Consider the following 13,562-nt stretch of genomic DNA (forward strand, 5'->3'; position numbering starts at 1 on the left):
TTCCCCAACGAGGGTTTCCTCGACACGGCCCCGCCCCCACGGTAGACATGGGTGATGGCTACCATTGGGTTCCACGCCTCGCATGAACAGATCAGCCCCGGCCGCCTCCTCAAGGACGTGCAGCTGGCCGAGCAGGCCGGCTTCGATGCCGCGATGTGCTCGGACCATATTGAGCCGTGGTCCGCCCGGCAGGGCCACTCCGGCTTCGCCTGGTCCTGGCTCGGGGCCGCGCTGGCCACCACCGGGCTGCGTTTCGGGGTGGTGACGGCGCCCGGGCAGCGCTACCACCCGGCGATCATCGCGCACGCCTCGGCCACCTTGGCGGACATGTTTCCCGGCCGCTTCTGGATGGCGCCGGGCAGCGGTGAGTACATGAACGAGCACGTCACCGGCGAGCACTGGCCGCAGAAGGAGACGCGGCAGCGCCGGCTGGAGGAGTGCGTCGACATCATCCGCCGGCTCCACGCCGGCGACGTGGTCACGCACCACGGCCTCGTCACGGTGGAGCAAGCCCGGATCTGGGACGTCCCGGAGACCAAGCCGCCGCTCATTGCCCCGGCCGTGAGCGTGAAAACAGCGCGCCGGGCGGCGGCCTGGGCGGACGGACTCGTCACCGTGAACCAGCCGCCGGAAAAGCTGAAGGACATGCTGGCGGCCTACCGGGACGCCGGTGGCCGCGGGAACGCTGCCCTCCAGGTCCACCTGTCCTGGGCACCGACAGAGGCCGAGGCCGTCGCGATCGCTATGGACCAGTGGCGCACCAACGTCTTTGCGCCGCCGATTCCCTGGGACCTGCCCACGGCGGCCCATTTCGACGGCGTCAGCGCCGGTGTCCAGGAGGACCAGGTGCGGGCGGCCGTCAACGTTTCCGCCGATGCCGGGCAGCACGCCCAATGGCTCGCGTCCTATCTGGACCTCGGATTCGACGAGCTGTACCTGCACTTCGTGGGCCAGGAGCAGGCTCCGTTTATCGACGTCTTCGCCGAACACGTCCTCCCCCAGCTCCGCCCGGCCGGACAAGCCCTGACCGGACCGGACGGTGCGCTGTGAGAATCGCCGAAACCTCTGACCTCTGGTGGAAAAACGCGGTGATCTACTGCCTGGACCCGGAGACTTTCTTCGACGGCGACGGCGACGGCACCGGAGACTTCGGCGGGCTGATCCAGCGCGTTGACTATCTTGCCGCGCTCGGAATTACCTGCATCTGGCTCATGCCCTTCTACCCCTCCCCGGACCGGGACGACGGCTACGATGTCACCGACATGTACGGCGTGGACCCCCGGCTGGGGAGCCCGGGGGACCTGGTGGAATTCATCCGCACCGCCAACGATCGCGGCATCCGGGTGATCGCGGACTTTGTCATCAACCACACCTCCGACCGGCACCCGTGGTTCGTCCAGGCCCGGAAGTCCGTGGACAACCCGTACCGCGACTACTACGTCTGGCGGAAGGACACGCCGCCGGACACCTCGGACCAGGTGGTGTTTCCCGGCGAGGAGACCTCCATCTGGACCCAGGACAAGGCCACCGGTGAGTGGTATCTGCACATGTTCGCCAAACACCAGCCGGACTTGAACGTGATGAATTCCAAGGTGCGGGACGAGATCGCGAAGTCCATGGGATTCTGGCTGCAGCTGGGCCTGGACGGCTTCCGGCTGGATGCGGTGCCCTTCTTTCTGGAGTTGCTCGGCGAGCCCAAGGACGAGGCCGCGAGAATCGATCCGCACCAATACCTGAGCGCCCTGCGCAGCTTCCTCAACCGCCGCCAGGGCAGTGCCGTGCTGCTCGGCGAGGTCAATCTCCCGTACAAGGAACAGCTGAAGTACTTCGGCGGCCCGGCCGGCAACGAGCTGAACATGCAGTTTGATTTTCTCTCGATGCAGAACATGTACCTGTCACTGGCCCGGCAGGACGCCCGGCCGCTGGCCCGGACGCTGAGCAGCCGTCCGAAAATCAATCCTGACAACCAATGGGCCATGTTCGTCCGGAACCACGATGAACTCACGCTGGACAAACTCAGCGATGCCGAACGCGACGAGGTCTTCGCAGCCTTCGGCCCAGATCCCGACATGCAGATGTACGGCCGCGGACTGCGGCGGCGGCTGCCCACCATGCTCGGCGGCGACCCGGCCAGGATCCGCATGGTCTACTCCCTGATGTTCTCGCTGCCGGGCACCCCGGTGCTCTTCTACGGCGAAGAGATCGGGATGGGCGAGGACCTGCGGGCGAAGGGCCGCTCGGCCGTCCGCTCCCCCATGCAGTGGGACAACACCACGAACGGCGGCTTCTCGACCGCCCCGTCCGGGGACCTCGTGGCCCAGCCGGTGGAGGGACCCTTCGGCCCGGCACATATCAACGCCGCGGCCGCGAAACGGGATCCCGATTCGCTGTGGAACTTCGTCGCGACGCTGATCCAGCGCTACCGGGAATGTCCCGAGCTCGGCTGGGGCAGGTTCGAACTCATCAAGCAGGGCTCGCCGGCGGTGCTGCTGCAGCGCTGCACGTGGGACGGTTCCACGGTGATTGTCGCCCACAACTTCGGCGCGGAGTCGGTGTCCGTGACGGGCGCGATGGCGGCGGCATCGCCGCAGGAGGGCGAGGAAAGCGGGCCAGCGGGTCCGGACGCGACGGGCGGCGAGGTGCGGTCGTACGCCGGGGCCGTGCTCCGGGACCTGCTCGGCGGCGAGGACATCCCGCTCTCCGACGACGGCGCCTTCGAGCTTCCGCTGGACCGCTACGGATACCGGTGGTTCCGGGTCCAGCGCCCGGGGGAACGACAACTCCCCTGAGCGCGCCCGCCGGCAGTGCGGCGGCCGGCAAACTAAGGGGGCCGGCGAAAAAGAGGGCCGGTAACCGCCGCGCCGTCGAAAACTAACCGGCCCCTTACCGTGCTGAAACGCGGACGCAACATTGGCGCAGGACACTGGAAGTGCCGGCAAGAGCAGGCACCAGCTCCAGTCAGGAGGCCCCGCCATGTTGAAGGAAGCCAAAGCCCATGTAACCCGTATCCGCACCCTCGACCAGCTGCACCGCGGCGATGAGATCGAGGCCCGCCTGAGCGTGGGCCCGAACTACGACGACGTCGTGATCCGCCGCGGCAGCGTCCAGGAAACGGCCCCCGGAATCGGCGTCGTCTGGATCATGGACCGCCAATCGGGCATGCGCAAGGCCATCAACGCGGACGAATGCACCGTCTGGCGGGTCGCCTGAGGCTCAGCCTCCCGCCACTGACTGGATGATGAGGACTTCCTGGCCTGGTGCCACGGCAGTCACCAGGCCCTGCAGCCGCCGGATTTCATTCCCGTTGACGTATATATTCACGTAACGGCGGACAGCTCCGGTCTCGTCCCGCAACCGCCGCGACAACGCCGGATAGTCCCCGGTCACCGCATCCAGCAACCGCTCCACCGTCACCGCCGCCTCCGCGGGCGTAGTCAGGATGGACTGCCCGCCAGCGAGCGGCTGGAGCACGCTGGGCAGGACCACACTGATCGCGGACTCGGCCGGCATGGAGTCGCCGTCGACCATGGCGCCGTTCATGCGCTTGTTCGTCCCCTCACGGCTGCGCCGGCACCAAAGCCGCGGAAACCACGGCCGCCCGCACGCACAGCACGTCCGGCAGGTGCGAGGCGATTTCGGTGAAGTGTTCGCCCTCGTCGGCGCTGGCGTAGACACTGCCACCCCGCGTCCCGAAGTAGACGCCCGTGGGCTCCGCGCCGTCCACGCTGGCAGCATCGCGCAGCACTGCGTTGTACTCGGCATCCGGGAGCCCGGCGTCGAGCCGTTTCCAGCTGGCGCCGGCGTCATCCGTCCGGTGCACGGCCAACTTCCCGTCCGGCGGAATCCGTTCGCCGTCAGCCTTCAGCGGGATCACCCAGGCCGTACCGGCCCGGCGCGGATGCGTCAGCATCACAAAACCGAAGTCCGCCGGCAGCCCCTCGGCGATCGACTCCCACGATTCGGCGTCGTCGTCGCTGCGGTACACGCCGTGGTGGTTTTGCGCGTACAGCCGGCCGTCGACGGCGGCGTCGGCCGCGATCTTGTGGACGCACTGGCCGAATTCCGGGTTGGGGTCTGGCATGAAGTAGGCGGAAATCCCCTTGTTGCGCGGCTCCCAGGAGGTGCCGCCGTCGAGCGAGCGGTAGACCCCTCCCGTGCTCATGGCAACGTGGACTTTCTCGCCCGTGGGGTCAACGACGATCGAGTGCGCCGCGGCGCCGCCATAACCTGCGCCCCATTCGCTGCGGTGCGGATGGTCCCAGAGGCCGCGGTTGAGCTCGAAATGCTCGCCGCCGTCGGTCGATTTCCAGACGGAGATCGGTTCACATCCTGCCCACACGACGCCCGGGCGGGAGTCGGCGTCCGGGTGGATCTGCCAGATCCGTTCCAAGGCGGCCTCGGTGCCGTCGGGGAACGTGATGGCGCCGTTTTCGGGTTCGCTCCAAGTTCCGCCCAGGTCATCGGAGTGAAAAACCGTGGGACCCCAGTGCTCGGAGCGGACCCCCACCAGGATCCGGGTCCTGCCATCGCGGGTATCGATGCCGATGCTGGGCACCTCACTCATCAGAAAATGCGGCCCGGACAAGGACCAGTGCCTCCGGTCCGGGCTGGTCGCCAGCCAAAGGCCCTTCTTGGTCCCGATCGCCAGGACATAACTCTCTGCAGTAGCCATGCGTCCCATGCAACCATCCCCGCCGGAAGGCCGCAATGGTTTTCTCCCGGCGCCGACGGGGGTACCGTGGCGCGTGTCAGTCGACGAACTCCGACTGCGTCTCGATGAAGTCCCAGTCCGCAGCCGTCAAAACTGCGGCGCCGCCGGCGGACGATTCAGCGGGACTGGGGCCGCCGGCGGCGGCTATCCCCCGCTGCACGGCCTCGGGCAGTTCGACGGTCCGGAGATTTTCCCGAAGCCATTCTTTGCTCGCCAAATCCAGATCCAACCACCACATGTAGATCTCCACGGCGGCCACCTCCTCCTGTGTTCTTCAACCGTAGGCCCCGTCCCCGGGCTGTTCAAGGGATTCCCCGGCAAACTGCGTCAGCGCCGTCCCGAGCTGCGGGAACGGGAAGTAAGCCCCTATTCAGGGCGGCACCCCGGCGCCAGAATGAAGTATGTCTGACGACTCCGCCGACGGCCCGGCGCCCCTCGTGGTGGGCGTGGTTCCGGGGCAGCATCCCGAGGTGCTGCAGCTGGCGGCATCCCTTGCGAAGACCCTGGCCGCGCCCATGATCTGCGCCTACGTGGATGAGGCAAGCTACCTCGTGGAGTGGGATCCGGCGCGGTCCGCGCACCGCCTGTCGCTGCATCCGGACGCGGACGACGCCCGGATCCGGGAGACCACCCAGGAGTTGCGTTCGGCCATTGAGGCACACTGCGCAGGCCTGGGGATCGACTGGACACTGCGCACCCTGGCCGGGGACCCCGCCCGGGCGATTGGCAGGCTGGCCGCGGACGCCAACGCGCGCATGATTGTGGTGGGGACCCCCGAACGCGGCATCGGCCACCGCATTTCCGCGGCGCTCAACGGCTCTGTGGCGGCATGGCTGAGCCACCATCAGGAACGTCCGATCCTCATCGTTCCGGCGGGTAGAAAATAAAGCGAAAGTACTTATTCGGAGTGCTGGTGTTATCCCACTACCGCCAAGTAAGCTCGATGTGTAGGCCGGACGAACCGCCTACCCTATAGCTGCTCCGGAGTGCGTATCCCCCAATAACGCACTCCGGAGCTCTTTAATTTGCGCAACGTTCCAGATTCCGCGCAAGCCTGCACGCAGGCTTGAAACATACCCCTAGGGGGTATATGTTGGGGGCATGAGCGAGTCAGAAGTCCCCGGCACGGCGCGCCCGGACCCGTCGAGCTTGGACCCGTTGAGCTTGGACACAGCGCCCCACGAGCAGCACGGCTACACGGCCAACAAGGATGCCTACCTTCGCCGGCTCAGGCGGATCGAAGGGCAGGTCCGCGGCATCGCCCGGATGGTTGACGAGGACAAGTACTGCATCGACATCCTCACCCAGGTCGCCGCCGTCACCAAGGCCCTGCACGCGGTGAGCCTGGGGCTCGTCGAGGAGCACATCGGGCACTGCGTTGTCGGCGCCGCCGCCGAGCCGGATCCGGAGCTTCGGGCCGAGGCCATCGATTTCAAAGTCAAGGAAGCCACCGATGCAATCGGACGCCTCCTGCGCTAGGACCTGCACCACCCACCACACCACCGGGCCGGGGAACCACCACCTGCCCAGCGACAAGGAGCACGCCATGGCCACCGTTTCCACTACCGTCAACGTTTCCGGCATGACCTGCGGCCACTGCGTGTCCTCCGTCAGCGAAGAACTTGAGGCGCTCTCCGGCGTCGAAAAGGTCGACGTCGATCTCAAGGCCGGGGGCATCTCCACCGTCACGATCACCTCCAGCGAGACACTGTCGTCCTCCGAGATCGGCGAGGCCGTCGCCGAGGCCGGCTACCTCATGGTCGCCAGCGAAGCCTGAGTGACGTTCGCGCCGGCAGACGCAGGCCAACGGCAGACAGGGCATCGACGGGAAAGAAGGGCGCCGTGAGCAGCGAGCAGTTGTTGGACCAGGCCGGAAGCCGGGTCATTGATCTCGATATCGAGGGCATGACCTGCGCCTCCTGCGTCAACCGGGTCGAGCGCAGGCTCGGAAAGCTCGACGGCGTCGAGGCCAGCGTCAACCTGCCCCTCGAGTCCGCCCGTGTCAGCGTCCCGGCGGACATTACCGACGACCAAATCACCGCCACGGTCGCGGCCGCTGGCTACAAGGCCACGATCCGGTCCCCCAAGTACCCGGGCACACCGGTTGAGCCCGCAGAACTCCCGGCCACCACCGGGGTTCCGACTGGCTCAGCCGCACCCTCACTCCGCCCGCGGCTCGCCGCGGCAGCCGCGCTCACCGTGCCGGTGTTCGCGATCTCGATGATCCCGGCGCTGCAGTTCCCGAACTGGGGCTGGACAGCCGCCGTCCTTGCCCTGCCGGTGGTCACCTGGGCGGCGTGGCCGTTTCACCGCGCCGCGGCAGCCAACGCCCGGCACCTGGCCTCGACCATGGACACCCTGGTATCAATCGGCGTGATTGCTGCCTACGCGTTCTCGGCCGGCCAGCTCCTAGCCGACCCGCGCATGACCGCACACCCGGCAGCGGAGGGCATGGGCTCCGGCGGCCTGTATTTCGAGGTCGCATCCGTGGTCACCACGTTCCTGCTCCTTGGCCGCTACCTCGAGGCCAATGCCAAACGGAAGGCCGGCGACGCCCTCAGGGCCCTGCTGGACCTGGGGGCAAAGGTCGCGACGATCCTGCGCCACGGCACCGAGCACAAGATCCCGGCCGACCAGCTGGCCGTCGGAGATGTGATGGTGGTCCGCCCCGGCGAGAAGATCGCCACCGACGGCGTGGTCATCGACGGCTCCTCGGCCGTGGACGCCTCCCTTGTGACCGGCGAATCCGTACCGGTGGAAGTTGGCCCGGACAGCCAAGTCACCGGGGCCACCATCAACACCTCCGGCCGGCTGCTGGTCCGCGCCACCCGCGTCGGGTCCGAAACCACACTGGCCCAAATGGGGCGCCTCGTCTCTGCGGCGCAGACCGGAAAAGCACCCATCGCCCGGCTCGCAGACCGCATCAGCGCCGTCTTCGTACCGGTCGTCCTGGCCATCGCCGCCCTCACCTTCGGGGCCTGGCTGATGGCGGCCGCACCGGCCATGGGCCCCGACGAGGTCCGGGCCGCCTTCACCGCCGCCGTCGCTGTGCTGGTCATCGCCTGCCCCTGCGCCCTGGGGCTGGCCACACCGGTGGGGCTGCTCACGGGAACCGGCCGCGGCGCCCAGCTCGGCATCCTGATCAAGGGGCCGCAGGTCCTCGAGGACACCCGGACGGTGGACACGATCCTGCTGGACAAGACCGGAACCGTCACCACCGGCCGGCTCGCCGTGGACGGCATCCACAGCTTCGGACCGCACAGCGAAGCCGAGGTCCTGCGCCTCGCGGGGGCAGTGGAAAACGCCTCCGAGCACCCGATCGCCCGGGCCATCGCCGCTGCGGCTCTGGCCGCGGAGGGCTTGAACAACGACGGCGCCGGCCACCCCGCCGTCGCCGGCTTCCGTTCCGCGCCCGGCGGCGGCGTCCAGGGCACCGTAGACGGACGGCGGGTAACCGCGGGGCGCACCGGCTGGCTGCTGGAGCTCGGCATCGCCCCGGCCCCGGCGCAGCGGGAGGCGCTGGGCGCTGCCGAAGACTCGGGCGCCACAGCCATCTGGGTTGCCGTTGACGGCGAAACCGCCGGCATCATCCGCCTGCGGGACACCCTCAAGCCCGGCTCCGCAGCCGCGGTCGCCCGGCTCCGGGAACTCGGGCTCCGGCCGATCCTGCTGACCGGTGACAACGCCGCCGTGGCCGCGCAGGTGGCGGCCGCCGTCGGGATCAGCCCGGACGACGTCTTCGCGGGTGTACTCCCCGAGGGCAAGGTCGACGCCGTGCGGAAGCTGCAAGCGGCGGGCGCCACTGTGGCGATGGCCGGGGACGGCGTCAACGACGCCGCGGCGCTGGCTCAGGCGGACCTGGGCATCGCTATGGGCTCCGGCACCGACGTCGCCATCGAGGCCGCCGATCTGACGGTGATGGGCAACGACCTCGGGCAGGTGGCGCAGGCGATCGAGCTCTCCCGCCGGACGCTGGGCACCATCAAGACGAACCTTTTCTGGGCGTTCTTCTACAACGCCGTGGGCATTCCGGTGGCAGCCCTGGGCCTGCTCAACCCGATGATCGCCGGCGCCGCAATGGCCGCCAGTTCGGTGCTGGTGGTAGCCAACTCGCTGCGGCTGCGCAGCTTCGGCCGCTAAGCAGGCCCCGCCCCTGGCGCCACTGCCTCAGGCCGCGCCGTAGCGGACGGCAGCCCGGGCTTTGGCCTTGGCGGCTTCCTCCCCGCGGTCCTTTGCCGGGGCGTGGGTCACGAGGGAGTCGAGCAGGTGCTGCGTCGCGTGGGCAACCTCATGCACAGCCCGGTTGAAGGCCTCTTCGTTGGCCTTGGACGGCTTCGTGCTGCCACTGATCTTGCGCACGTATTGCAGCGCTGCGGCCTCCACCTCGGCGGTGGTCGCGTGGGGCTCAAAATTGTGGAGGGTCCGGATGTTTCGGCACATATCTCCATGCTAGGTGCCTTCGCGCCCGGGAACGAGGACCCCGGCGTGAATGCTGGCACCCGGCAGGCACCTGAGAGGTAACGCTGGTGGTGGCTTACGGCACGGGCTCGCAGTCGTTCGCGTGATCCAGTGCTGCCGCACCGGTGCCGGCCGGTGCCCGGAGCTCGTCCAGCCGGACCAGGACCACGCCCCCGACGATCAGGAGCCCGCCCAGGAGCTGGATGGGTCCGGGCAGTTCGCCCAGCAGCAGCCACGCCCAGATGACGGCGAACAGCACCTCGGTGAGCGAGACAAAGGACGCGACTTTCGATCCGAGCGCCCGCGCGGCGACAATTCCGGACACGTACGCCACCACCGTGGCCAGGACGACGAGGCCGCCCAGCGCCACCCACCACGGGGTGACCCAGGGTCCCAGGCGGGTGTCGGCGGTGCTGAAGGCCATCGGCAACAGCCCGGTTGCCGCGGTCAGCCACATGACAATGGCGCCCACCATGAGCCCGCCGGAGGCCAGGACGATGGGCGGGAGGGTGTCGTTTTCCTTGGCGGTGATGAAGAAGTAGATGGCGAGGCAGACGGCGGCCGCGATCCCCCACAGCACGCCGATGAAGTCGACCTTCACGGCTCCCGTGAGGTCCAGGACCAGGACCAGCCCGCCGAGGGACAGGAGCGTGCCGGCAATGGTCAGTGGCCGCGGCCGTTTCCGGCTGACGGCCCACAGCCAGAGCACGATCAGGACCGGCGCAAGGTACTCCAGCAGCAGGGCGACGCCGACCGAGAGCCGGGACACGGCGTTGAAGTAAAACAGTTGGCAGGCCGCGACGCCGATGAATCCAAACAGCACGACGGTCAGCCAGTTGTCCCGGAGCTGGTGCCACCGCCCGCGCAGGGCGGGAATGGCGGGGATGGCCAGAATCAGGGCCGCGCCCGTGAGCCGGGCCGTGACGGCCGCGCCGGGTGTCCAGCCCGTTTCCAGGAGCGCCTTGGCGAATGATCCGGAGAGCCCGAAGACGGCGGACGAAAACAGGGCGACGCCCAGGCCGGAGGCCATGAAGCCTGATGCCGCTCCGGCCCGATTGGCAGCCTGTGTGGCACCCTGGCTCGCGCCCTGCGCGGCGCTGCCCGGTTCGGAGGCAGGCCGCTGGGCGGCAAGGTCTCGTACCGGGGCGGCGACGGGGCGTTGGGGGGCAGACACGGCAATCTCCTGTCAGGAGTAAAATAGGGTTATGCTCATGACATTACGCCCGGACAAGGTAAGGAGTCAAGATGGTTTTTGCCCCTGACACGGAAGTTGCCCTGCGTTCTGTGGTCAACCTCATCAACACCGCGGCCAACGGTGAGGAACATCTGGCCACCGCCAAGGATCTGGACGACTTCCTGGAGGCCGAGGGCTTCACCGGTTCCCGGACCCGGGACGAGGCCGAGCTGGCAAGCGTGCGGCACCTGCGCGGCGAGCTCGCCGAGCTCTGGCTGGCGGACGAGGCCACTGCCGCGGAGACCGTGAACCGGTTGCTCCGGGAGGCCCGGGCGCTGCCCCAGCTGGTCAAGCATGTTCCGTGGGACTGGCACTTGCACGCCACCACCCCGGAGGCTCCGCTGGCCGACCGGATGAGTACGGAGGCGGCCATGGCGATCGTTGACGTGATCCGCAGCAAGGAAATGGACCGCCTGCTGGTGTGCGCCGCGGACGACTGCGACGCCGTCGTGCTGGATCTGAGCCGCAACCGCTCGAAGCGCTACTGCGACACGGGCAACTGTGCCAACCGCGCCCACGTGGCCGCGTACCGGGCCCGGAAAGCCGCGTCCTGACGGCGGCGGCCGCGGGCCGCGGCCTTCTGTTAAAAACTGCGCTGTGAGGCCTGCGGTGTTAGGCCTGCGGGCCACCGTCACGGGAATCGCCGGGGCCGGCCTCGGGGCGGGGCCGCGCTGACGGGCCGCCGTGGCCGGAGGACGGGTGCTTGGAACTGAGGTTGACGCCGGAGCCCTTGCCCAGGTCCTCGGGGTTGTCCTTGTGGCTCATCGCGAGCATGGCGGCCACCACCAGGATCACAATGAAGGCGATCCCGGCGCCGATGAACGCGAGGTCGAACCGGGGTGAGCGGGCGCTGCCGCCCGAGGCGAAGATCAGGACGCCAAAGAACATCACCACGGCCCAGAACGCGGAGAACATGAGCGGCCCCTTGACCGAGGTCCGCAGGCTGCGGGGCGCTCCGGGTTTCTGCTGTGCCAAGGTGTCTTCCTCCTGCAGCCCGCGCGGGGAAGCGTGGCTGTCTTGTTACCGCAATTGTTCTACGCCGGGTAGAACCTGTCGGTACTAGTTTACGGCCTCCGCGGAATCGCCCCGAGCATCATGCCGCAGGGTCAGGCCGGACAGCATCCACAGGACGCCGCTGATGATGGCCCCGCCGCCCGCAACGCCGAGGAGTGCGTGCGGGCCGAGGCCGATGAAGAACGGCAGCGCGATCGCGGTGCCCAGCCCGATCACGCCGGAGGCGATCCAGTCGCGGGCCAGTACGGACCGGCCGCGGGCGAGAATGCCCGCGGACAGTTCCGCGGCGCCGGCCACGCCCAGGCCAAGGGCCGCGATCGTTCCGAAGACGAGTGGGGCGGGGATCAGGGCCACGGCCGCGCCGGCTCCAGCCAGGGCTGCTCCGCCGGCGGAGAGGATCCTGCCGGCGCCTTCCCGGGGGCGGAACCCGGTCTTGGGCAGGCCCCAGATCATGACCACACCGGTGGCCAGCAGGTAGAGGCCGCCGGCCCAGCCCATGCCGGCCTCGGACGGCGCGGCCCAGAACACGGTCACGGCACCAAACACGAGCGCAACGGCCGCCCTGAGAAGCACGGGCTTCCAGAGGTCGGCCGCGGCGCGGATGGCAGGGGTCGCGTCAGGCGCTGCGGGAAGAGTCACCCGTCCAGTTTAGTGCGAAGCCGCCACTGCCCGCGCGTCTGCTGGCCGGGCCGGCTCAGTGCGCCCGCCCGCGGTTCCTGCTCAGCGCACTCAGCGCGCGCCGAGGACCATCCACTTCTCCGTCCGGGCCCGGAGGCCGAGCGTCAGCGCCCGCGCCGCCATGTAGCCCAGGGAGAAGGCGGCCCACAGCCAGAGCAATCCCGCGCCGGCGCCGGCGCCGGAATACCCGACGGCCAGCAGCAGCGGCAGGTAGGCCGCGAGATTGACGACGCCGGCGATCGCCAGATAGCGGGCGTCGCCCGCGCCGATGAGGACGCCGTCGAGGACAAAGACGTAACCGGCCAGCGGCTGCCCGGCGGCGAGCACCCAAAGGGCGAGGGTCAGCGCCGCCCGGACGTCGGCGTCGGACGTGAAGAGGGCGCCTGCCCATGGCGCCGCGGCAGCCAGGAGGATCCCGGTCAGTGCGCCGAAGCCGAGCCCCCACCGCGTCATGGTGCGCGTCAGCGCGCGTGCCGCCACCGGCCGGGCCGCACCGAGTTCCTTGCCGATCAGGGCCTGGGCGGCGATCGCGAGGGCGTCCAGCGCGAAGGCGAAGAACGTGAAGATGGTCATGGCCAGTTGGTGCGCGGCGAGATTGACGGGACCCTGGGCGGTGACCACCACCACCGTGGCGAGAATCGCGATGCGAAGGCTGAGCGTGCGCAGCATCAGCCAGGAGCCCACCCTGGTCAGGGCCCGGATGCCGCGCCAGTCCGGCCGCAGGGACACCCCGTTGTTGCGGGCGTTGCGCCGGACGATCAGCACATAGACGGTTGCCATGGCCCACTGCGCGATGCTCGTGCCCACGGCCGAGCCGGTCACGGACCAGCCCATCCCGTAGACGAGGACCAGGTTCAGCGCGATGTTCAGTGTGAAACCGGCGGCGGCGACGATCAGCGGGGTCCGGGTGTCCTGGAGTCCGCGCAGCACCCCGGTGCCCGCGAAGATGAGCAGCATCGCCACGAGGCCCGGCATGGACCCGCGCAGGTAGTCCACGGCAAACCCATGCACCTCACCGCGGGCGCCCATCAGGTCCAGGAGCGGCCCGGCGGCCAGGAACCCGGCGGCCGCCAGGACGAATCCCAGCAGGAGCGCCAGCCAGACGCCGTCGCGTCCAACGGCGAGGGCTTTCGCCAGCTGGCCGTTGCCGATGGCCCGCGCCACGGCCGGCGTCGTGGAGTATGCCAGGAACACCATGAGTCCAACTGCCGTGTGAAGGACCGCCGATGCCAGCCCCACGCCGGCCAGCTCGGCCACGCCGAGCTGGCCCACAATTGCCGAATCCGCGAGCAGGAACAACGGCTCGGCGATCAGCGCGCCGAAGGCCGGCACGGCCAGGCGCAGGATTTCCCGCCGGTGCCCTGTAGCCGGCGGCAGGGTCGTGGACAGCGGCGGGGAAGGATGCACGGCTTAACCCTAGCCGGGCACAAGAATAGCCACAGAACGTCATTTGGTTGACATTTCAAG

At 68.8% G+C, this 13,562-nt stretch carries 16 protein-coding genes; 8 read left to right on the forward strand and 8 right to left on the reverse strand.

Annotated features, from left to right (window positions below; genetic code table 11):
* The first annotated feature begins 54 nt into the window (after positions 1-54).
* The 3 genes from AC1DR1_RS01755 (at position 55) to AC1DR1_RS01765 (ending at position 3,210) form a co-directional block, all read left to right on the forward strand.
* The gene (locus AC1DR1_RS01755; RefSeq protein WP_364746603.1) at positions 55-1,050 is read left to right on the forward strand and encodes a TIGR03885 family FMN-dependent LLM class oxidoreductase; all 996 of its coding nucleotides are present in this window, start codon (positions 55-57) and stop codon (positions 1,048-1,050) included.
* Positions 1,047-2,789: an alpha-amylase family protein gene (locus tag AC1DR1_RS01760; RefSeq protein ID WP_229991910.1), complete on the forward strand. Its 1,743-nt coding sequence runs from the start codon at positions 1,047-1,049 to the stop codon at positions 2,787-2,789. The genes AC1DR1_RS01755 and AC1DR1_RS01760 overlap by 4 nt, the downstream gene beginning before the upstream one ends.
* A 184-nt stretch (positions 2,790-2,973) precedes the next feature.
* Entirely contained in the window at positions 2,974-3,210 is a 237-nt protein-coding gene (locus tag AC1DR1_RS01765) for a hypothetical protein (RefSeq protein ID WP_229991909.1), read from the forward strand.
* 3 nt (positions 3,211-3,213) lie between these two features.
* On the opposite strand, the gene AC1DR1_RS01770 is transcribed toward AC1DR1_RS01765, so the two are convergent.
* From AC1DR1_RS01770 to AC1DR1_RS01780, 3 genes are all read right to left on the reverse strand, one after another.
* Positions 3,214-3,540 carry a MoaD/ThiS family protein gene (locus AC1DR1_RS01770; RefSeq protein ID WP_229991908.1) on the reverse strand — a complete coding sequence of 109 codons (327 nt, stop codon included), beginning with the start codon at positions 3,538-3,540 and terminating at the stop codon, positions 3,214-3,216.
* A gap of 16 nt (positions 3,541-3,556) precedes the next feature.
* Positions 3,557-4,681, reverse strand: coding sequence for a WD40/YVTN/BNR-like repeat-containing protein (locus AC1DR1_RS01775; protein ID WP_229991907.1), 1,125 nt, complete (start codon positions 4,679-4,681; stop codon positions 3,557-3,559).
* 67 nt (positions 4,682-4,748) lie between these two features.
* Positions 4,749-4,961 carry a hypothetical protein gene (locus AC1DR1_RS01780; RefSeq protein ID WP_229991906.1) on the reverse strand — a complete coding sequence of 71 codons (213 nt, stop codon included), beginning with the start codon at positions 4,959-4,961 and terminating at the stop codon, positions 4,749-4,751.
* Positions 4,962-5,112: 151 nt separating this feature from the next.
* On the opposite strand from AC1DR1_RS01780, the gene AC1DR1_RS01785 reads away from it, so the two are divergent.
* The 4 genes from AC1DR1_RS01785 (at position 5,113) to AC1DR1_RS01800 (ending at position 8,851) form a co-directional block, all read left to right on the forward strand.
* The gene (locus tag AC1DR1_RS01785; protein ID WP_229991905.1) at positions 5,113-5,598 is read left to right on the forward strand and encodes a universal stress protein; all 486 of its coding nucleotides are present in this window, start codon (positions 5,113-5,115) and stop codon (positions 5,596-5,598) included.
* 214 nt (positions 5,599-5,812) lie between these two features.
* Entirely contained in the window at positions 5,813-6,190 is a 378-nt protein-coding gene (locus AC1DR1_RS01790) for a metal-sensitive transcriptional regulator (RefSeq protein ID WP_476992107.1), read from the forward strand.
* 67 nt (positions 6,191-6,257) lie between these two features.
* Positions 6,258-6,488, forward strand: a complete 231-nt coding sequence (locus AC1DR1_RS01795; protein ID WP_229991991.1) for a cation transporter — start codon at positions 6,258-6,260, stop codon at positions 6,486-6,488.
* 128 nt (positions 6,489-6,616) lie between these two features.
* Positions 6,617-8,851 carry a heavy metal translocating P-type ATPase gene (locus AC1DR1_RS01800; protein WP_476992166.1) on the forward strand — a complete coding sequence of 745 codons (2,235 nt, stop codon included), beginning with the start codon at positions 6,617-6,619 and terminating at the stop codon, positions 8,849-8,851.
* A 27-nt stretch (positions 8,852-8,878) separates the two neighbouring features.
* Here the strand turns inward: AC1DR1_RS01800 and AC1DR1_RS01805 are convergent, their stop codons facing one another.
* Positions 8,879-9,151 carry a DUF2277 domain-containing protein gene (locus tag AC1DR1_RS01805; RefSeq protein ID WP_229991902.1) on the reverse strand — a complete coding sequence of 91 codons (273 nt, stop codon included), beginning with the start codon at positions 9,149-9,151 and terminating at the stop codon, positions 8,879-8,881.
* Positions 9,152-9,245: 94 nt separating this feature from the next.
* Positions 9,246-10,199, reverse strand: coding sequence for an EamA family transporter (locus AC1DR1_RS01810; protein ID WP_229991990.1), 954 nt, complete (start codon positions 10,197-10,199; stop codon positions 9,246-9,248).
* A gap of 215 nt (positions 10,200-10,414) precedes the next feature.
* Between AC1DR1_RS01810 and AC1DR1_RS01815 the strand changes: the two genes are divergently transcribed.
* Positions 10,415-10,957: a CGNR zinc finger domain-containing protein gene (locus tag AC1DR1_RS01815; RefSeq protein WP_476992108.1), complete on the forward strand. Its 543-nt coding sequence runs from the start codon at positions 10,415-10,417 to the stop codon at positions 10,955-10,957.
* Positions 10,958-11,015: 58 nt separating this feature from the next.
* Here the strand turns inward: AC1DR1_RS01815 and AC1DR1_RS01820 are convergent, their stop codons facing one another.
* The 3 genes from AC1DR1_RS01820 to AC1DR1_RS01830 all read right to left on the reverse strand — a co-directional run bounded on the left by AC1DR1_RS01820 (position 11,016) and on the right by AC1DR1_RS01830 (position 13,502).
* Positions 11,016-11,378 carry a hypothetical protein gene (locus AC1DR1_RS01820; RefSeq protein WP_476992109.1) on the reverse strand — a complete coding sequence of 121 codons (363 nt, stop codon included), beginning with the start codon at positions 11,376-11,378 and terminating at the stop codon, positions 11,016-11,018.
* A gap of 84 nt (positions 11,379-11,462) precedes the next feature.
* Positions 11,463-12,056 (reverse strand): hypothetical protein, encoded by a 594-nt coding sequence (locus tag AC1DR1_RS01825; protein ID WP_476992110.1) that lies wholly within the window; start codon positions 12,054-12,056, stop codon positions 11,463-11,465.
* Between the two features lie 90 nt (positions 12,057-12,146).
* Entirely contained in the window at positions 12,147-13,502 is a 1,356-nt protein-coding gene (locus AC1DR1_RS01830; RefSeq protein WP_476992111.1) for an MATE family efflux transporter, read from the reverse strand.
* Positions 13,503-13,562 lie beyond the last annotated feature (60 nt).

The sequence above is a fragment of the Arthrobacter sp. P4_F10 genome (assembly GCF_056401435.1).

Coding starts and splice junctions, on each gene's coding strand:
- AC1DR1_RS01795 (WP_229991991.1), top strand. CDS start 6,258: ATGGCCACCGTTTCCACTACCGTCAACGTTTCCGGCATGACCTGCGGC.
- AC1DR1_RS01815 (WP_476992108.1), top strand. CDS start 10,415: ATGGTTTTTGCCCCTGACACGGAAGTTGCCCTGCGTTCTGTGGTCAAC.
- AC1DR1_RS01800 (WP_476992166.1), top strand. CDS start 6,617: ATGACCTGCGCCTCCTGCGTCAACCGGGTCGAGCGCAGGCTCGGAAAG.
- AC1DR1_RS01785 (WP_229991905.1), top strand. CDS start 5,113: ATGTCTGACGACTCCGCCGACGGCCCGGCGCCCCTCGTGGTGGGCGTG.
- AC1DR1_RS01790 (WP_476992107.1), top strand. CDS start 5,813: ATGAGCGAGTCAGAAGTCCCCGGCACGGCGCGCCCGGACCCGTCGAGC.
- AC1DR1_RS01805 (WP_229991902.1), bottom strand. CDS start 9,151: ATGTGCCGAAACATCCGGACCCTCCACAATTTTGAGCCCCACGCGACC.
- AC1DR1_RS01765 (WP_229991909.1), top strand. CDS start 2,974: ATGTTGAAGGAAGCCAAAGCCCATGTAACCCGTATCCGCACCCTCGAC.
- AC1DR1_RS01775 (WP_229991907.1), bottom strand. CDS start 4,681: ATGGGACGCATGGCTACTGCAGAGAGTTATGTCCTGGCGATCGGGACC.
- AC1DR1_RS01755 (WP_364746603.1), top strand. CDS start 55: ATGGCTACCATTGGGTTCCACGCCTCGCATGAACAGATCAGCCCCGGC.
- AC1DR1_RS01770 (WP_229991908.1), bottom strand. CDS start 3,540: ATGAACGGCGCCATGGTCGACGGCGACTCCATGCCGGCCGAGTCCGCG.
- AC1DR1_RS01810 (WP_229991990.1), bottom strand. CDS start 10,199: ATGGCCTCCGGCCTGGGCGTCGCCCTGTTTTCGTCCGCCGTCTTCGGG.